The following is a 17,614-nucleotide window of genomic DNA, read 5'->3' on the forward strand; positions in this document are numbered from 1 at the left end:
GAATGGCGCGCACGGGCCGGGCGGTGCTGCTCGGGGTCACGGTGCTGGTGCTGCTGGCCGCGACCGGCGCGGCCTGGCTCGTGGGCGCGCGGGCCCGCACCCCCGGGCAGCGCGCCCTGGCCGCCACGCCTCCGCCGCCGTCGGTCGTCACCGCGCTCGTGAGCGGCGACCCGCTGGTCAAGGACCTCGTCCTGGACGGCGCCTTCGCCCGCGAGACGACCCTGCGCGTCGCGGGACCGCCCGCCGCGGCCGGCGCGACCCGGGTCGTGGTGACCGCCCTCCCGCTCGCCGCCGGTGCCGCGATCGACGCCGGCACCGTCGTCGCCGAGCTCTCCGGGCGCCCGCTCGTCGCGCTGCCCGGCGCCTTCCCGGCCTACCGCGACCTCGGCCCCGGCGACCGCGGCCCGGACGTGAAACAGCTGCAGCAGGCGCTGCGGCCGCGCTACGGCACCCCGGTCACCGCCGTGTACGACGCCCGGACCGGGTCCGACGTGCGCCGCCTGTACCGCGCGGCCGGCTACGACCCGGTGACCCGCGCGCCGGCCCCGGCCCCGTCGGCGACGGCCCCGCCGCCGGCCGACGTGGTGCTGCCCGCGGCCGAGGTGCTGTTCCTGCCGCAGCTGCCGGCCACGCTCGACAAGGTCCTGGCCCGGGTCGGCGACCCCGGGACGGGGCCGCTGCTGGCCGTCGGCACCGGCGGCCGGCGGGTGGTCGCCCCGGTCGACGGTCCCACCGAGACGATCCTGTCCCGGTTGCCGGCCGGGGCGGCGCCCGTCCTCGCCGGCGGGGCCTGCGACGGCCGCGCGGCCCCCCTCGCCGAGGTGCGCGACACGGCGGCCCCGGAGCCGGCCCCCGCGGAAACGGGCGCGGCCGGGGAGCGGCCGGCCGGGCGCGAGGCCGTGTTCGCCGTCGACGGCTGCGCGGCGGCCGGCAGCGACCCGCAGCAGGTGCGGGTCGTGCTGGCCCAGAGCCCGCCCGGCGCGGTCGTCGTGCCGGTCTCGGCGCTGTGGACCGGCCTCGACGGCCGCACGATGGTGACCGTGGCCGACGGGCCCGAGCGGCGCGACGTGCCGGTCGACGTGCGGCTCACGGTCGTCGGGCGGGCCGCGGTGACCGCGCCGGCCGGGGCGCTGCCGGCCGGGAGCCGGGTGGTGGTCGCCTACCGCGACGGGCGGCCCGGCGGTGGCTGAGGCGCTGATCGAGCTGGACGGGGTGACGAAGACCTACCCGGGGCCGCCGCCCGTGCCGGTGCTGCACGGCGTGAGCCTGGCCGTGCGGCCGGGGGAGCTGGTGGCGATCGTCGGGCCGAGCGGGTCGGGAAAGTCGACGCTGCTGAACATGCTCGGGCTGCTCGACCGTCCCACCGGCGGGATCCGGCGGGTGGGCGGCCGCGACACCGGCACGTTGTCCGAGCGGGAGGTGACGGCGCTGCGCAGTACCGTGCTGGGCTTCGTCTTCCAGGCCTTTCATCTCGTCGGGCACCTCGACGCGCGCGGGAACGTGCTGCTGCCCCTGGTCCATCAGGGCACACCGCGGGGCCGGCGGCGCGAGCGGGCCGACGCCGCGCTGGACCGGGTCGGGATGGGCCACCGGCGCCACGCCCGGCCCGCCACCCTGTCCGGCGGCGAGCAGCAGCGGGTGGCGATCGCGCGGGCCGTGGTCCACGATCCCGGGGTCCTGCTGTGCGACGAGCCGACCGGGAACCTCGACCGCGCCAACACCGCCGCGGTGCTGGACCTGCTGCGCGAGCTGGTCACGCCGGAGCGCGCGGTGGTCGTGGTGACCCACGACGCCGGGGTGCGGGACCGGGCCGACCGGGTCATCACGGTGACCGACGGCCATGCCGCGTAGGCCGCGCACCCCGCTGCTGGACGTGCTCGTCCAGGCCGGCCACGCGATCGCCGGGCGGCGCACCCGTTCGGCCCTGACCGCCACCGGGATCGCGCTCGGCATCAGCGCGGTGGTGGCCACCGTCGGCATCAGCGCGACCGCGGCCGGGGCCATCTCCGACCGGTTCGACGCGCTGAAGGCGACCCGGATCACCGCCCAGGTCCCGGCCCAGACGGCCCGGCCCACCCCGGCGAACGTGGCCGAGGTGCGGCGGCTCAACGGCGTCCGGGCGGCCGGCGCGCTGTGCACGGCCGAGCGGGAGGTCCGGCTGTCCCGGCTCGCCCCGCCCGCCGAGCCCGCCGCCGACCGGTACAGCCTCGTCGCCGCCCAGCCCGCCGCCCTGGACGTGCTCGGCGTGCGGATGGTGCAGGGGCGGGCGTTCGACGACGGGCACGGCGCGCGGCGCCAGCCGGTGGCGCTGCTGGACTCGGCGGCGGCCCGATCCCTCGGGGTGGCCGGCCTCGACGGCGGGCAGACGGTCTACCTGGCCGGGGTCGCGCATACCGTGCTCGGGATCTTCGCGGCGCCGGCGGACGAGCCCCGGCTGACCCAGGCGATCGTGGTGCCGTACGAGACCTGCCTCGACGCGCGCGACGACACGTTCGCCACCCCGCAGGTGGTGGTGCGGACCGACCTCGGGGCGGCCGACCAGGCCGGGCACGAACTGCCGCTCGCCCTGCACCCGGAGGACCCGGGCGCGGTCACCGTGCTGCTGCCGCCGGACCTGCGCTCGTTCCGGGCCGGGGTGGAGGGCGACACCCGGGCGCTGTTCCTCGGCCTGGCCTTCGTGTCGCTGGTCATCGCCGCCGTCGGGGTCTCCAACACCACGCTGGTCTCGGTGCTGGACCGGCGCGCCGAGATCGGCCTGCGCCGGGCCGTCGGGGCGTCCCGGCGGGCCGTTGCCGGGCAGTTCCTGGTCGAGAGCGGCGCCCTGGGGCTGGCCGGCGGCCTGCTCGGCACCGTCGTGGGCCTGGACGTCACGGCCGCGGTCGCGCTGGCCCGCGGCTGGCTCGTCACCCTCGACCCGGCCCTGCTGGCCGAGTGCCCTGCCCTCGGCCTCGCGGTCGGGATGCTGGCCGGGCTCTATCCGGCCTACGCGGCCGCCCGGGTCGCCCCCGCCGCCACGTTGCGCGGCGAGTAGCGACCCTCAGACGGCCGCGATCAGCGTCAGTGCCGCGGCGAGCACGGCCGCGCTGATCCGCGCGACCCGGGTGGCCAGCGGGCGCCGGCTCAGCATGGCCACGCTGATCCGGCCCAGGCGCTCCTCGCTCGTCGCCGCGAAGGCCGCGGCCACGCTCATGGCCAGCCGGGTCAGCCCGTACAGGCCCCACGCGGCCGCGCCGAGCCGCCAGTCGCCCAGCAGCACGATCCCGACCGGCACGAGGTACCACGTCCAGAACCCGATCCGGCTGGTGAAGCCCAGCCCGAGCTGGCCCGCGTTGTTCAGCGCCCAGCGGTACGGGCCCCGGTGCAGCAGCGTCTGGTCGGTCTCCCGGTTCAGCTGCGGCATCGGCAGGTCCAGCAGCGCCGCCGCGAGCACGCCGGCCGCCGCCACCATGGCGACCAGCGCGCGGGCCGGCGCCGGCAGCAGCCCGGCCACGAGCCCGAGCACGGCCCCGGCCAGCGCGCCCGCGCCGGTCGCGGCCAGGATCGACGTCAGCGACAGCATCGCGCGCGACGCCGTGCGTTGCCTGCTCCGGTGACCACCGAAGTCCGCGATCCAGGTCGCGGCGTTGGGGGCTCAAGGAATGGTCGCCTGCGCGAGGCCGGACAGCAGCGCCGCGCAGAACGTGAGGACGAGGACGAGCGAGCCCGTCAGCACATGTGACCCACGTAGAACCGGCAGATGCACGGGCTCGGGGACAGGTCCCAGCGGTCGCAGCACGCGTACGTGCGGCAGGCGGCGTCGTCGGACCAGTACCAGCAGCACTTGCCGGCGATGGTCGAGCCGCAGCCGGAGTCGCAGCCGGGGTAGCCGTAGCACCCCCGCGGGGTCGGGGCCGCCTCGGCCGACTTGGCCGCCATGAGCGTGGCCGCGCTCGCGCCGACGATGGCCGCGCCGAGCCGGGCGAGGGTGATCCGCCGGCCCGAGACGCGTTGCAACACCGAAAGATCGGACACTGTTCCTCCCAAAGGACGCTAGGACTGAGCCGGGGCCGCCATCGCGACCGGCCTGAGGAGGTCCTCGAGCGCCGCCGCCGACGACACGTACGCCTTCTCGACGACCTTCCCCTCCCGCAGGCGGAAGGCGAACGGGGTCGACTTGATGTTCAGGGCCTGCACCGCCTCGTGGGCGTCGGGGTCGGTGAAGAACGCGACCGTCGACGGGGCGAGCACGGCCCGCATCTGCTCCACCTTCTCGGTGTCCCGCCCGGCCGCGAGCACGATCAGCCGCGCCCCGGCCGCGGCCGGGGACTGGCTGAACGCCTCGACCCGCTCCTGGCACGGCTCGCAGGCACCCGAGACGAACAGCACGACGTGGTCGGCGGCCGGGCCCACGCCCTCGCGGGCGAACAGCTCCCGCACGCCCTCCGGCAGCGGCCGCATGAGCTCCGGGCCGTCCGAGGCGAAGTCGAACGGGTTGCCGGCCGCGATGCCGAGCATCGTCGCCTGCATGGAGCCCAGGTGGCGGACCACCGAGGCGAACAGCACCGAGAGCACCAGCAGCCAGACGGCCAGGACCACCAGCGCCGTCACCACGAATCCGTTCGTCACCCTCGACCGCCCTTCTGCGGCAGGTCGCTCTCGCCGAGCGACCAGTTCATCGCCAGCCCGTCCCAGTCGACGCGGCCGGTGTACTGCACGGCCATCCGCCGCAGCCGCCCAAGCGCCACGACGGCCAGGGGCACCCCGGCGAGCAGGCACCCGAGCACCGCCCCGGCCGCCCAGCCGCCGGGACCGGCCGGGTCAGCGGCGGACCCCGGCACGGCCAGCAGCACCGCGCAGCCGGCCAGCAGCGCCGCCGCCCGGGCGATCGTCAGCGGGCCGACCGGCTCGGCCGACGAGGACAGGCAACTGCACGGGAACGCCTCCCCGCGCCGGTACGCCCGGGCGGTGAGGAACGTGAACGCGGCCGACAGCACCGCGCATCCGGCCGCGCCCACCCGGGCCGTGGGCGGCGCGACGAGCGCGGCCCCGAGGAGCAGTTCGGCGGCGCCGAGGGCCCGGGCCGCCCCGGTGGAGGCGACGGCCGCGAGCCCGAAGTGCTCCAGCGACGCCACCGTGCCCGCCGGGCGGCGCAGCTTGTGCACGCCCGCCACGACGAACACGCCGCCGGCGGCCAGCCGGATCCCGAGCCCGAGGGACGGGTCGGCGAGCAGGTGCCACGCCCCGCGCAGCAGCGCCGCGAGCGCCGCCAGGCCGCCCACGCCGGCCTAGCCCCGCGCGGAGCCGTGCAGGATCAGGTACCGCTCGCCGGAGCGCGGGTCCTGCCAGGACAGCCCGGTGAGCGCGTCGCCGGCCCGGACCTTGGCCGACTCGTGGTCGTAGTCGGGCAGCCGGCCCTGCTCGAGGCGGATCTGCCCGGCCGACGTGTGGGCCCGGGCCCCGTCGACCGCGCTGACCGTGGCCGTGAGCGGGGTCAGCACGCTGCCGATCGCGGTCGCGGCGACGGTGTTGCGGCTGATCGCGCCCTGGGCCACGACCCGGTCGCCGACGACGAACGCGTCGACGGTCTCCACCCGGCCGCTCACGCCGCTGTACATGCGGGCGCCGGCGGTGGGGGTCACCAGGTAGTCGCCGTCGCGGGTGCGCACCCACAGCCCGTCGCCGGCGATCCGCTCGATGCGGCCGACCACGCCGGTGCCGGCCGCCTCGGGCGCCGCCTCGGCGCCGCCGGCGAAGGCCCCGACGCCGGCCGCGGCGCCGCCCGCCACCACGACGACCTTGAGCAGGGTGCGGCGCTCGACGCCCGTCGCGCCGGCGGTCTCGTTCACAGTGCTGGTCACGGCCGCTCCTTTGGAATGGAAGGGGATCCGCGCTCGGGCCGCCCGCGCCCGGCGTCCGGGGACACCGGTTCGGCCGGGTCGGCCGGAACGGCAGGGTTGGCAGGGTTGATCAAGCCGCGGCGCACGATCTCGGCGGCGAGGCTCGCCCGCGAGGAGGTGCGGGTGAACCTCTTCAGCTCCGCCAGCCTGCGCCGGACGGTGGCCTCGCTCAGATAGAACATCGCCGCGATCGTCGCGTCGGTCGCGCCGACGACGATCTGCGCGCCGATCTTGCGATGAAGATCTGACAGGCGTTGGAAATCCGTACTCTCCTCGGGCATCCGCTCCCCCATGAGACGAATGTCTGGCGTGCCGGAAGGTGAGGTCAGGGTGCGTGGCGGGCCGTTGACACGGGCCGTTGGTGTGTCGCATTCTTCGCCGCCCGTATAGGCATGTCAATCGATGGGAATTCGTCCATAAGCCTCGCTTCCGGGCGTCCGTCGCGCGCTGACCACGCGATTGAGCGGTTCCGTTCACCTTGTTGCAACTAATGTGCAAGTACGACATAGTGGCATCGTGGCAGCCGATCGAAGGAGTGCCCCGATGCGCCTGCTCGCCGCCGTCCTGGCGTGCGCCGCCGTGTCCGTGACCGCCGCCTGTGCCCGGGTGCAGCCCGGCGCGGCCGGCGCGACGATCGTGGTGGCAACGGCCGGGGAGCCGGACACGCTCAACCCGGTGCTCAACTACGGCGTCGACGGCGCCTCGCTGATCTTCGACGGCCTCGTGGCCCGCGACGCGGAGAACCGGCTCGTCCCGGCGCTCGCCCGGGAGCTGCCGAGCGTCTCCGCCGACGGCCGGACGGTCACCGCGAGGCTCCGCGAGGGTGTGACCTTCCACGACGGCTCGCCGTTCACCGCCGACGACGTCGTGTTCACCTACGAGGCCGTGCTCGACCCGAAGGTCGACTCCACGCTGCGCTCCGACCTCGACATGCTCGAATCGGTCAGCGCGCCCGATCCGTCCACTGTGGTCTTCGCGCTCAAGTACGCCTACGCACCCTTCGTCCAGCGCCTCGCCCTCGGGATCGTGCCGGCGAAGGCGCTGCGCGGACAGGACCTCAACAGGGCCGGGTTCAACCGCGCGCCGATCGGCACCGGACCGTACACTGTGGACTCCTGGACGGCCGGGGACCGGCTGGTGCTGCGGGCCAACGTGCGGTATTTCGGCGGCAGACCGGCGAACGAGCGCGTCGTGGTGGCGTTCGTGCCCGACGACAACGTGCGGGCCCAGCGCACCCGGGCCGGCGAGTTCGACGCCGCCGAGCTGCCGCCCAAACTGGCGAACGGCTTCAAGAACGAGACCGTGCACCGGGTGCCGACCGCTGACTACCGCGGCGTGATGCTCCCGATGGCGCACCCGGTGACCGGGGATCCGGCCGTGCGCAAGGCGCTCAGCCTCGGCGTCGACCGCGCGGCCATGGTCGCGGGGATCCTCGGCGGGGCCGGCGAGCCCGCGTTCGGGCCGATCCCGCCGAGCTCCGAGTTCGCCGACCCGGCCCTGAACGGCAAGGCGGGCGCCGACCCCGCCGCGGCCACCGCGCTGCTCGACGCGGCCGGCTGGATGCCCGGCGGCGACGGGATCCGGGCGAAGGGCGGGCAGCGGGCCGCGTTCACCGTGATGTACCCGGCGAGCGACAGCCTGCGCAAGGAGCTCGCGCTCGCGCTGACCGCCGACGCCAAGCGGATCGGGATCGAGGTGCGGCCGGAGGGGCTCACGTGGGACGCGATCGATCCCCGCATGCGCACCGACGCGCTCATCATGGGCTACGGCACCCCGTACGACCCGGACTTCGTCTCCTACAAGCTGTTCGGCTCCCGGTTCGCCGGCCAGGCGTACTTCAACCCCGGCTTCTACAGGTCCGCGGAGGCCGACCGGGCGCTGCAGGACGGCCGCGATCGCGCCGACCCGGCCGCCCGCAGGGACGCCTACGTCCGGTTCCAGCGCGCGCTCGCGGCCGACGTGCCGTGGGTGTTCCTCACGTACCTCCAGCACACCTACGTCGTGCGCGAGTCCGTCCGCGGCGTGCGGCCCCGCGTCGAGGCGCACGAGCACGACGTGGCCAACAGCCTGTGGTGGAACCTGCACACCTGGACCAAGGCGTGACCCGGCTGCTCGTGCTCATCGCCACCAGCATGGGCATGTTCGCGCTGGCCGCCGCGTCGCCGTACGACCCGGCCAAGCAGTACGCGGGGTCGGCCGCCTTCACCGCGAGCGAGGAGAACCTGGCCCAGCTGCGGGCGAACTGGGGCGTCGACGATCCGCTGCCGGTGCAGTACTGGCGCTGGATCACCAACCTGGCGCGGGGCGACCTCGGCTGGTCCACCACCCGGCACGAGCCGGTCGCCGACGTTCTGGCCGCCCGGGCCGGCTGGACGCTGCTGCTCGTCGGGCTCGCGCTCGCCCTGGTGCTGACGGCGAGCCTGGTGCTGGGCACGCTCGCGGCGCACCGGCGCGGCGGGCTGCTGGACAAGGGACTGCGCGCGGCCGCGTACGCCGTCGAGGCGATGCCGGTCTTCTGGCTCGCCCTCGCCGCGATCACCGTGTTCGCGCTCGTGCTGGGCTGGTTCCCGGCCGGCGGGCTCACCGACGTTGCGGCCGACGTCACGAGTTTCGGTGACGTGTCCCACCACCTGGTGCTGCCGGTCGCGGTCCTGGCCGTCTCGCAGGCGCCGTGGTTCCTGCTGTTCGTGCGGGACGCGGTGGCCGAGAGCCTGCGCGACGACTACGTGCTCGCCGCCCGGGCCCGCGGCCTGCCGGGCCGGATCGTGCTGTTCGGGCACGCCCTGCGCACCGCGCTGCTGCCGTTCCTCACCCTCGTCGGCACCCACCTGCCCGAACTCGTCGGCGGGGCGGTGCTGGTCGAGACCGTCTTCTCGCTGCCCGGCCTCGGCGCGGTGACCGTGCACGCGGCGATGGGCAGCGACTTCCCGCTGCTGGCGGCGATCACGCTGATCACCACCGCCGTCGTGCTCGCCGCGAACCTCCTCGCCGACCTGGCCTATCGCGCCGCCGACCCGAGGGTGCGCCTTGACTAAGCCCGCCGTTGTACTGGCCGTGCTCGTCGCGGCCGCGCTGCTCGTACCGGCGGCGTGGCCCCTCGACGAGAGCGCCGTCGCGCTGCACCAGACCAACGAGCCGCCGTCCTGGACCCACCTCGCCGGCACCGACGACCTCGGCCGCGACGTCGCCCACCGCACCCTCGCCGGGCTTCGCGTCTCGCTGATCGTCGGGGCGGTCGCCGCGCTCGTGGCCGCGGTGCTGGGCGGGATCGTGGGGGCTGCCGCCGGTACCATCGGGGGCTGGACCGACCGGATCCTCATGCGGGTCATCGACACCGTCTCGGCGCTGCCGCACCTGCTGCTCGGGATCTTCATCGTGGCGATGCTGCGGCCCGGGCTCGGCGCCGTCATCCTCTCCGTCGCGCTGACGCACTGGCTGTCCACGGCCCGGATCGTGCGCGCCGAACTGCTGTCGCTGCGCACCCGGCCGTTCGTCGACGCGGCGATCTCCGGCGGCGCGGGCCGCACCCGCGTGCTGACCCGGCACCTGCTGCCGCACGTGCTGCCCCGGCTGGCCCTGGCCACCACGCTCATGGTCCCGCACGCGGTGTGGCACGAGACCGCGCTGTCGTTCCTCGGCCTCGGCCTGCCGCCGCATCTCGCCTCGCTCGGCAACATGATCAACGACGGGCAGCGGTCGCTGCTGACCGGCGCCTGGTGGGCCAGCCTCGCGCCGGGCGCCGCGATCGTCGTGGTCACCCTGGCGGTCGCCGCGGTCGCCGCGCGCTGGCGGGACCGGCTCGACCCGCGCGTGCGGGCGGAGCTGCAGCTGTGACCGCCCTGACCGCCTTGACCACGCTGGCCGTCCGCGGGCTCTCGGTCCGCTTCCGGCGGCGCGACGGCGACGTACATGCGGTGACCGACCTCAGCCTCACGCTGCGCCGGGGCGAGCTCCTGGCGGTCGTCGGCGAGTCCGGCTGCGGCAAGTCCGTGCTCGCGCACGCGATCCTGGACCTGCTGCCCGCCAACGCCGTCGTCAGCGGGTCGGTGTCGTTCGGGGACGGGGTGCGGTTCGCGCGGGGCCGGGACATCGGCCTCATTCCGCAGAGCCCGGCCACGGCGCTCACCCCGGTGCGGACCGGGAGGTCGTTGCTCGCCGAGACGCTGCGCGTGCACGGCCGGCCCGGAGCGGACGCCGACCGGATCGCGACGGAGGCCGGGCTCGAGCCGGGCGACCTGGACCGGTACCCGCACCAGCTCTCCGGCGGCATGGCCCAGCGGCTCGCCACGGCCCTCGCGATCGCGCCCGACCCGGCGGTGCTGCTCGCCGACGAGCCCACCTCCGGCCTGGACCGGCCGCTCGTCGACCGGACCCTCGACCTGCTGCGGCGGCGCTGCGACGACGGCGGCGCGGTCCTGATCATCACCCACGACCTCGCGGCGGCCGAGCGGGTCGCGGACACGGTCGCCGTCATGTACGCCAGCCGCGTCGCCGAGCACCGCCCGGCCGCCGCGTTCTTCGCCGGGCCGGCCCACCCGTACGCCGCCGCGCTGCTCGACGCCCGGCCGGACCGCGCGTTCACGCCGATCCCGGGCCACCCGCCGATGCTCACCGCGCTGCCGCCGGGCTGCCCGTTCGCGCCGCGGTGCGCGCGGGCCGACGCCGGCTGTGCCACGCTGCCCACATGGACGGGAGGTGCCGCGTGCCACCATCCGCTGGCCTGAGCGCGCACGACGTCACCGTCGCCTACGGCGGCCGGACCGTGCTCGACCGGGCCACCGTCCGCGTCGAGCCGGGCGAGACCGTGGGGCTGCGCGGCCCGTCCGGCTGCGGCAAGTCCACCCTCGTGCGCGTCCTCGCCCTGCTGCACCGGCCCTCGCACGGGCACGTCAGCCTCGACGGCGAGCCGGTCGGCGGCGCGCGGCACCGGGCCCCGGTCGCCGCCCGGACGCGCATCGGCGTGCTGTTTCAGAGCCCGCGCGGCGCCGCCGATCCCCGCCTCAGCCTCGCCGACCTCATCGCCGAGCCGCTGCGCGCGGTGCGCCGCCCCGCGGAGGAGGTGCGGGAGCGGGTGGCGGAGCTCGCCGATATCGCCGGGCTGACCCCGGACCTGCTGCGCCGCCGGCCGCACGCGGTCAGCGACGGGCAGCTGCAGCGCGCCTGCCTGGCCCGGGCCCTGGCCCACCGGCCGGACTACCTGCTCTGCGACGAGGCGACGGCGATGCTCGACGCCTCCACCCAGGCGCACGTCGCCGCCGTCATCACCGGGCACCAGCGCCGCTTCGGCACCGGTGTCCTGCTCGTCACCCACGACCCGGCCCTCATCGCCCGCTGGGCCGACCGCATCCTGGAGGGGATCCCGTCATGACACTGTCCATCGTGGACGCCGCCGCGCTGCAGGAGAGCTGGGACCGCCAGCAGGAGGCGTACATGCCCGACCGGGAGCACCGCTTCACCGCGATGCTCGACGCCGTGGCCGCCACCGCCGGGCCGGGTCCCGTGCGGCTGCTCGATCTGGCCGGCGGTACCGGATCCATCACCCTGCGCGCCCTGCGCCGCTTCCCGTTCGTGGAGGCGGTCGTGCTCGACCTCGACCCGGCCCTGCTCGCCATCGCGGAGGGCAGCCTGGCCGGGCGGGCCGCCGTGGTCTCCGCCGACCTGTCCGGCCCCGGGTGGACCGCCGCGCTGCCGTCCCGCGAGTTCGACGCGGTGCTCACCTCGACCGCCCTGCACTGGCTCCCGGCCGAGCGGGTGCGGCGGTTGTACGGCGAGATCCGCGACCTGCTCCGCCCGGGCGGGGTGTTCGTCAATGCCGACCACATGCCCGACGGGAACCTGCCGACGCTCACCAAGAATCTGCTCGCGGCCGAGGAGGCGACCCGCAACGCGCGCTACGCCGCCGGGGCCGCCCTGTCGTGGAGCCGATGGTGGGAGCACGTGGCCACGGTGCCGGAGCTGGCCGACCCGGTCGCCCGCCGCCACGAGATCTACCCGTCCGGCCACGCGGCGGAGCACACCCCGCCGGTCGCCTGGCACCTCGAGGCACTGCGCGCGGCCGGGTACGCCGAGGCCGGCATCCTCTGGCGCGGCGGGCCGGACGCGGCGGTCGCCGGGGTGCGGTGATGCATAGGACGGCGGCGGCTGGGTAGTTCACGCTGGCAATAGACAGACGCTGATTTCCTCGCGCAGTCCGGGGGAGGGAGGCGGACATGAGCCAGCAGGCGGACCCGCACGAGCACCACTGGTTCGCCCCACCGTCGCGGCCGGTCACGTGGTGGTACGTGGCCGGCCTGGTCTTCGCCCAGTTCGTGTTCTACGTGGCGCTGCTCGGCCCGGCCATCGTCGGCATCGGCATCAAGGTGCAGCAGATCGTGCCCGACGCGCAGAAGACCTCCGCGCTGGGGACCGTGGCCGGGTTCGGCGCCCTGTTCGCCGTCGTCGGCAACGTGCTGTTCGGCCGGTTCTCCGATCGCACCACGTCGCGGTTCGGGCGGCGAAGGCCGTGGATCGTCGGCGGTACCGTCGTCATGACCGTGGCGTTGCTCGTGATGGCGCTCGGCCAGACCGTCGCCGTCGTCACCGCCGGGTGGTGCCTGGCCCAGCTCGGCGCCAACGCGACCCTCGCGCCGTTCATCGCCACCATCTCCGACCAGGTCCCGCAGTTCCAGCGGGGCAGCGTCTCGGCCCTCGTCGGCATCGCGCAGAACGTGGGCATCCTCGGCGGCACCTACATCGCCCAGCTGTTCCAGCACCAGATCGTCATCATGTTCGTGGTGCCGGCGATCCTGTCGATCGGGGCCATGCTGCTGTTCGCCGTGATCCTGCCCGATCAGCGGCTGCCGGTACGGCCACCGCCCATGAACGTCCAGGAGTGGCTCTCGACGTTCTGGCTCAACCCGGCCAAGCATCCCGACTTCGCGCTCGCCTGGGCGTCGCGGTTCCTCATCACGCTCGCCACGTTCATGTTCACCACGTTCCGGCTGTTCTTCCTGCAGGACGAGCTCGGGCTGAGCGAGGACGCGGCGCCGGCGGCGGTGACGATCGGCGTGCTCGTGTACACCATCGCGCTCGTCGCCTCCGGCTGGATCGCCGGGAAGATCTCCGACCGCACCGGCCGCCGCAAGATGCTCGTGGCCGGCTCGACGCTGCTGTTCGGCGTCGGCATCGTGGCCCTGGCGCACGTCACGACCGTCGGGCAGTTCTACGCCGTCGAGGCGGTCATGGGCGTCGCCTACGGCATCTACGTCGGCGTCGACCTGGCGCTCGTCGTCGACGTGCTGCCCAACCCGGACGACTCCGGCAAGGACCTCGGGGTGTTCAACATCGCCAACGCGCTGCCGCAGACCGTCGCACCCGTTTTCGGCGCGGCACTGCTGGCGGTCGGCAGCGCGACCAACCAGAATTACACCTTGCTGCTGTACAGCGCCGGGGTCGCGGCACTGGTCGGCGCGCTGGTGGTACTGCCGATCAAGAAGGTGAGGTAGCCCCCGATGACGAGCGAGGGCGAGCGGATCGAGGCGCTCCTGGCGGACCTGACGCCGGCGGAGAAGGCCGGGCAGCTGACCCAGTACTTCTACTTCACACTCCCCGGCGAGGCCGATCCGGCCCTCGGCGTCGACGCCGCCGCGCAGCCGCGCGAGGTCGAGGCCGCGCTGGCCCGCGGCGGCGTCGGCGCGCTGCTGTTCGTCACCGACCCGGCCGAGATCAACCGGCTGCAGCGCCTCGGCATCGAGGGCAACCCGCACGGCGTGCCGGTGCTGTTCGGCTTCGACGTCATCCACGGGCTGCGGACCATCTTCCCGGTGCCGATCGCGATGGCCGCCTCCTGGGACCTGGAGACGATCGAGCGCGGGCAGGCCATCGCCGGGCGGGAGGCGCGCGCCGTCGGCATCCACTGGACGTTCGCGCCGATGGTGGACATCGCCCGCGACCCGCGCTGGGGCCGCATCATCGAGGGCGCCGGCGAGGACCCGTTCCTGGGCGCCGCCGTGGCCGCGGCCCAGGTGCGCGGCTTCCAGGGCGGCGGGATCATCGCGGGGCCGAAGCACTTCGCGGGGTACGGCGCCGCACTCGGCGGGCGCGACTACGACGAGGCCAACATCTCCGAGTACGAGCTCTGGAACACCTACTTCCCGCCGTTCCGGGCCGCCGTCGAGGCCGGGGCCGGCAACATCATGACCGCCTACATGGACCTCAACGGCGTCCCCGCCTCCGGCAGCCACTGGCTGCTGACCAAGGTGCTGCGCGACACGTGGGGCTTCGAGGGCTTCGTGGTCAGCGACGCCAACGCGGTCAAGAACCTGGAGACGCACGGGTTCGCCGCCACCCCCGCCGAGGCCGCCGCCCGCGGGCTGCTGGCCGGGGTGGACCTGGAGATGGCGGTGTCGGAGCCGTCGTACGTGCACCTGCCGTCCGCGGGGGTCGACGCGGCGGTCGACGTCAGCGTGCGGCGGGTGCTGGCGGCGAAGCAGCGGCTGGGGTTGTTCGACGAGCCGTACGTGGACGAGGAGCGGGCCCGGGCGGTGCTGGCCGACCCCGCGCACCGCGAGGCGGCGCGGGTGGCGGCGCGGCGCAGTGCGGTACTGCTGCGCAACGAGGGCGACCTGCTGCCGCTGGACGCCGGGGCGCTCGGCTCCATCGCCGTGCTCGGGCCCCTCGCGGACTCCAGGCGCGACACGCTCGGGCCGTGGGTGTTCGACTTCGACCTCGGCGAGACCGTCACCGTCCTCGAGGGCATCCGCCGGGCGGCCGGCGACGGCGTGCGGGTCGAGTACGCCCGGGGCGTCGCGGTGAGCCAGCGGACGTATCCGTCCATGTTCGACATGTTCGGCGGCAACCGCCCCGAGGACCCTTCCGGCTTCGACGAGCCGGCCGAGTTCGCGCGGGCCGTGGAGCTGGCGGCCGGGGCGGACGTGGCGGTCGTCGTGGCGGGGGAGTACCAGAACATGATCGGCGAGGCGGCCTCGCGCTCGTCGCTGAAGCTGCCGGGCCGCCAGCTGGAGCTCATCCAGGCGGTCGTGGCCACCGGCACGCCGACGGTCCTGCTCGTCATGAACGGCCGCCCGCTCGACCTGCGCTGGCCGGCCGAGCATGTGCCGGCCATCCTGGATATCTGGTACCCCGGCAGCCAGGGCGGGCACGGCGTCGCCGATCTGCTGTTCGGGGCGGAGTCGCCGGGCGGGAAGCTGCCGTTCACGTGGCCGCGCACCGTGGGGCAGGTGCCGATGTTCCTCGGCCACACCCGCTCGCACGAGCCGCAGCACCAGTTCAAGCGCTACTGGGACGAGGAGAGCACGCCGCTGTTCCCGTTCGGGCACGGGCTCGGCTACGGGCGGTTCAGCTACGACGGGCTGACGGTGGAACCCGCGCGCGCCGGGCTGGAGGACACCGTGACGGTGAGCGTCGACGTCACGAACAGCGGACCGCGCTCGTCTCCCTCGCCGTCGCCGTCGCCGTCGCCGTCGCCGTCGCCGTCGCCGTCGCCGTCTCCCTCGCCCTCGCCCTCGCCCGAGGTCGTCCAGTTGTACCTGCACCAGCGGCACGGGCGGGCGTCGCGGCCGGTGCGGGAGCTGAAGGGGTTCGAGCGGATCGTGCTGAACCCGGGCGAGACGCGGCGCGTGTCCTTCACCGTCGGACCGGAGCAGCGGCGGTACTGGCACCCGGCCGTGCGGGACTGGGTGCTGGATGCCGCTGAGTTCGACGTCTGGGTCGGCGGCTCCTCGTCGGCCTCGCTGACAGCGTCCTTCGCTGTCTTGTCTGTCTTGGAGCCCTGATGCGTTGGGAATCCAGCGAACGTTGGGTTCGCGGCCGGCACGGTGACGTGACCATTGTGGACAGCCGGGCGCCGATCCTCGTGTGGGAGGACGACCGGCCCGTGCCGCGGTACGCCTTCCCCGACGCCGACGTGCGGACCGACCTGCTGCATCCGTCCGGGCCGCACTTCGACCTCGTCGTCGGCGACGAGCGGATCGCCCGGGCCGCGTGGCGCCATGCCGACCCGGAACTCGCCGGATACCTCGTGGTCGCGTGGAAGGCGGCGCGCTGGTACGAGGAGGAAGAGGAGATCTTCATCCACCCGCGCGACCCGCACAAGCGCGTGGACGCCATCGCCAGCAGCCGGCACGTGGTGGTCTCGATCGGCGGCACGGTCGTCGCGGACACCCACGCGCCGGTGCTGGTGTTCGAGACCTCGCTGCCGATCCGGTACTACATCCCGCCCGTCGACGTGCGCCTCGACCTGTTCGAGCGCTCGGAGCTGCGGACCGGCTGCCCGTACAAGGGGACGGCCGCGTACTGGACGCTGCGCGAGCCGGGGGACGGGCCGCGGGACGTCGCCTGGTACTACGACGAGCCGCTGCCGGCCGTCGGGGCGATCAAGGGCCTCATCGCGTTCTACAACGAGGCGGTCGACCTGACGGTGGACGGCTTGCCGCTGCCCCGGCCGCAGACGCCGTTCAGCAGCATTTTCGCGTGACTGCTGCGGTTTTTGTCACCTGCCTCCGCCGAACTGGAGCCGTCTGCGCGATTGACACGGAACGCGGTTGAAAACACCCTTAGCGGACGAAATTGTTCGTCTGCTCAGGGAGTCACCGCACGATGCCGTACCGTCACCGGCTCTGGATCGCCGCCGTGCTTGGGATCGCCGCGATCGTCGTGGTCGCGCTGGGGCCGGGAACCGCGCCGGTGTCCGCGGGTGCGGCCGCCGCGTCGCGGACCGTGGGCGGGGTGGCGCTGGTGAACGACGCCACGCACCGGCCGGTGCTGGGGTTGAGCCCGCTGACCGGCGGCACCGTGGTCGACCTGAGCCGGCTCTCGGGGCGCGACCTGGGCCTGCAGGCCGCGTCGACCGGCGCCGCGACGTTCACCCTGACCGGCGCGAGCGGGGCGAGCTTCACGGCCACCGGGCCGCAGGGCTATGTGGACTGCCCGTTGCTGGCGACGCCGGACGAGTACACCCTCACGGTGGTGACCGAGCGTGGCGAGCACTCCACTGTGCGTTTCACGGTGACCGACTCCGCGGCGTTGCCGGCGCCCCTCGACGTGCTGTTCGTCGGCAACAGCCTGCTCGGCACGTTCACCAAGGCGTCGGGCGAGAACACCCCGCAGCTGGTGCGCCACCTGGCCACGACCCGCGGCCGCACGCTGAACGTCACGCAGGTCATCCACTCCGGCTACACGCTGCAACACTCCTGGGACGACGGCCTGGCCGGCCCGGCCCTCGACGGAAGGAAGCGATACGACTACATCGTGTTGCAGGAGTACAGCACGTTCGTCGCGCTGAGCCCGGACGACGCCATGCGCACGCTGCTGCACACGTACGAGCCAACGTTCGCCCGCGCGCTGAAGCCGGGCGGGCGGGTGGTGCTATTCAAGAACTGGGCGCTGGTCGACCCGGACCCGTTCGCCTCGCGGGCGGCCGCGAAGACCGCCATCGACACCGGGTACGCCGCCCTGTCCTCGGCCCTGCGGACGCCGAACCTGCTCGCCCCGATCGGCGACGAGTTCGAGACGATCGCGGCCGAGCGGGGGCCGTCCTACCTGATCGTGCCGGACGGCAAGCACCCGAACGACCGGGCCATCTACCTGGACGCCGTCACGCTCTTCGGCATCCTCTTCCACGACTCGCCGCGCGACCTGACCGACCTGTACGTGGACCCGGCCGATGCCGCGTACCTGCGCTCGGTGGCGGCGGCCGCGATCGGTTACTGAGCGACCTTCACGTCGATCCGACCGGCGGC

At 74.6% G+C, this 17,614-nt stretch carries 19 protein-coding genes; 13 read left to right on the forward strand and 6 right to left on the reverse strand.

From position 1 onward, the window contains the following. Positions 1 to 2: 2 nt before the first annotated feature. From ACQPZ4_RS21160 to ACQPZ4_RS21170, 3 genes are read left to right on the forward strand one after another with little or no spacing between them, the layout of a single operon-like run. Positions 3 to 1,190: a hypothetical protein gene (locus tag ACQPZ4_RS21160; RefSeq protein ID WP_433063776.1), complete on the forward strand. Its 1,188-nt coding sequence runs from the start codon at positions 3 to 5 to the stop codon at positions 1,188 to 1,190. Then, positions 1,183 to 1,851: an ABC transporter ATP-binding protein gene (locus ACQPZ4_RS21165; protein ID WP_433063779.1), complete on the forward strand. Its 669-nt coding sequence runs from the start codon at positions 1,183 to 1,185 to the stop codon at positions 1,849 to 1,851. Before ACQPZ4_RS21160 ends, ACQPZ4_RS21165 begins: the two co-directional genes overlap by 8 nt. Continuing rightward, positions 1,841 to 3,031, forward strand: a complete 1,191-nt coding sequence (locus tag ACQPZ4_RS21170; RefSeq protein ID WP_433063781.1) for an ABC transporter permease — start codon at positions 1,841 to 1,843, stop codon at positions 3,029 to 3,031. Before ACQPZ4_RS21165 ends, ACQPZ4_RS21170 begins: the two co-directional genes overlap by 11 nt. A gap of 6 nt (positions 3,032 to 3,037) precedes the next feature. On the opposite strand, the gene ACQPZ4_RS21175 is transcribed toward ACQPZ4_RS21170, so the two are convergent. The 6 genes from ACQPZ4_RS21175 to ACQPZ4_RS21200 all read right to left on the reverse strand — a co-directional run bounded on the left by ACQPZ4_RS21175 (position 3,038) and on the right by ACQPZ4_RS21200 (position 6,169). Further along, entirely contained in the window at positions 3,038 to 3,559 is a 522-nt protein-coding gene (locus ACQPZ4_RS21175) for a hypothetical protein (protein WP_433063783.1), read from the reverse strand. Between the two features lie 146 nt (positions 3,560 to 3,705). Beyond that, on the reverse strand, positions 3,706 to 4,011 hold the full coding sequence (locus ACQPZ4_RS21180; protein WP_433063786.1) for a hypothetical protein: 306 nt from the start codon (positions 4,009 to 4,011) through the stop codon (positions 3,706 to 3,708). Between the two features lie 18 nt (positions 4,012 to 4,029). Beyond that, positions 4,030 to 4,605 (reverse strand): hypothetical protein, encoded by a 576-nt coding sequence (locus tag ACQPZ4_RS21185; RefSeq protein ID WP_433063788.1) that lies wholly within the window; start codon positions 4,603 to 4,605, stop codon positions 4,030 to 4,032. Next, positions 4,602 to 5,258: a MauE/DoxX family redox-associated membrane protein gene (locus tag ACQPZ4_RS21190; protein WP_433063791.1), complete on the reverse strand. Its 657-nt coding sequence runs from the start codon at positions 5,256 to 5,258 to the stop codon at positions 4,602 to 4,604. The genes ACQPZ4_RS21185 and ACQPZ4_RS21190 overlap by 4 nt, the downstream gene beginning before the upstream one ends. Before the next feature lie 6 nt (positions 5,259 to 5,264). After that, positions 5,265 to 5,837 carry a hypothetical protein gene (locus ACQPZ4_RS21195; RefSeq protein ID WP_433063794.1) on the reverse strand — a complete coding sequence of 191 codons (573 nt, stop codon included), beginning with the start codon at positions 5,835 to 5,837 and terminating at the stop codon, positions 5,265 to 5,267. Next, positions 5,834 to 6,169, reverse strand: a complete 336-nt coding sequence (locus tag ACQPZ4_RS21200) for a hypothetical protein (protein WP_433063796.1) — start codon at positions 6,167 to 6,169, stop codon at positions 5,834 to 5,836. The genes ACQPZ4_RS21195 and ACQPZ4_RS21200 overlap by 4 nt, the downstream gene beginning before the upstream one ends. Before the next feature lie 250 nt (positions 6,170 to 6,419). Here ACQPZ4_RS21200 and ACQPZ4_RS21205 point away from each other — a divergent pair, with 250 nt between their 5' ends. The 10 genes from ACQPZ4_RS21205 to ACQPZ4_RS21250 all read left to right on the forward strand — a co-directional run bounded on the left by ACQPZ4_RS21205 (position 6,420) and on the right by ACQPZ4_RS21250 (position 17,585). Beyond that, positions 6,420 to 7,979: an ABC transporter substrate-binding protein gene (locus ACQPZ4_RS21205; RefSeq protein WP_433063799.1), complete on the forward strand. Its 1,560-nt coding sequence runs from the start codon at positions 6,420 to 6,422 to the stop codon at positions 7,977 to 7,979. After that, positions 7,976 to 8,911: an ABC transporter permease gene (locus ACQPZ4_RS21210; protein ID WP_433063802.1), complete on the forward strand. Its 936-nt coding sequence runs from the start codon at positions 7,976 to 7,978 to the stop codon at positions 8,909 to 8,911. The genes ACQPZ4_RS21205 and ACQPZ4_RS21210 overlap by 4 nt, the downstream gene beginning before the upstream one ends. Continuing rightward, a complete protein-coding gene (locus ACQPZ4_RS21215; protein ID WP_433063805.1) occupies positions 8,904 to 9,710 on the forward strand; it encodes an ABC transporter permease in 807 nt (268 codons plus the stop codon). The genes ACQPZ4_RS21210 and ACQPZ4_RS21215 overlap by 8 nt, the downstream gene beginning before the upstream one ends. Beyond that, complete coding sequence (locus ACQPZ4_RS21220) at positions 9,707 to 10,600, forward strand: ABC transporter ATP-binding protein (RefSeq protein ID WP_433063808.1); 894 nt, start codon at positions 9,707 to 9,709, stop codon at positions 10,598 to 10,600. Before ACQPZ4_RS21215 ends, ACQPZ4_RS21220 begins: the two co-directional genes overlap by 4 nt. After that, a complete protein-coding gene (locus tag ACQPZ4_RS21225; protein ID WP_433063811.1) occupies positions 10,579 to 11,244 on the forward strand; it encodes an ABC transporter ATP-binding protein in 666 nt (221 codons plus the stop codon). Before ACQPZ4_RS21220 ends, ACQPZ4_RS21225 begins: the two co-directional genes overlap by 22 nt. Further along, positions 11,241 to 11,999, forward strand: a complete 759-nt coding sequence (locus ACQPZ4_RS21230; protein WP_433063814.1) for a class I SAM-dependent methyltransferase — start codon at positions 11,241 to 11,243, stop codon at positions 11,997 to 11,999. Before ACQPZ4_RS21225 ends, ACQPZ4_RS21230 begins: the two co-directional genes overlap by 4 nt. 86 nt (positions 12,000 to 12,085) lie before the next feature. Continuing rightward, positions 12,086 to 13,360 (forward strand): MFS transporter, encoded by a 1,275-nt coding sequence (locus ACQPZ4_RS21235; protein ID WP_433063817.1) that lies wholly within the window; start codon positions 12,086 to 12,088, stop codon positions 13,358 to 13,360. A gap of 6 nt (positions 13,361 to 13,366) precedes the next feature. Further along, positions 13,367 to 15,649: a glycoside hydrolase family 3 N-terminal domain-containing protein gene (locus ACQPZ4_RS21240; protein ID WP_433063820.1), complete on the forward strand. Its 2,283-nt coding sequence runs from the start codon at positions 13,367 to 13,369 to the stop codon at positions 15,647 to 15,649. Between the two features lie 47 nt (positions 15,650 to 15,696). Then, entirely contained in the window at positions 15,697 to 16,350 is a 654-nt protein-coding gene (locus tag ACQPZ4_RS21245) for a DUF427 domain-containing protein (RefSeq protein ID WP_433063822.1), read from the forward strand. 122 nt (positions 16,351 to 16,472) lie between these two features. Continuing rightward, positions 16,473 to 17,585, forward strand: coding sequence for a hypothetical protein (locus tag ACQPZ4_RS21250; protein WP_433063824.1), 1,113 nt, complete (start codon positions 16,473 to 16,475; stop codon positions 17,583 to 17,585). The last annotated feature ends 29 nt before the right edge of the window (positions 17,586 to 17,614 follow it).

It is taken from the genome of Dactylosporangium sp. CS-033363 (assembly GCF_050942475.1).
Classification (GTDB): Bacteria; Actinomycetota; Actinomycetes; order Mycobacteriales; family Micromonosporaceae; genus Dactylosporangium.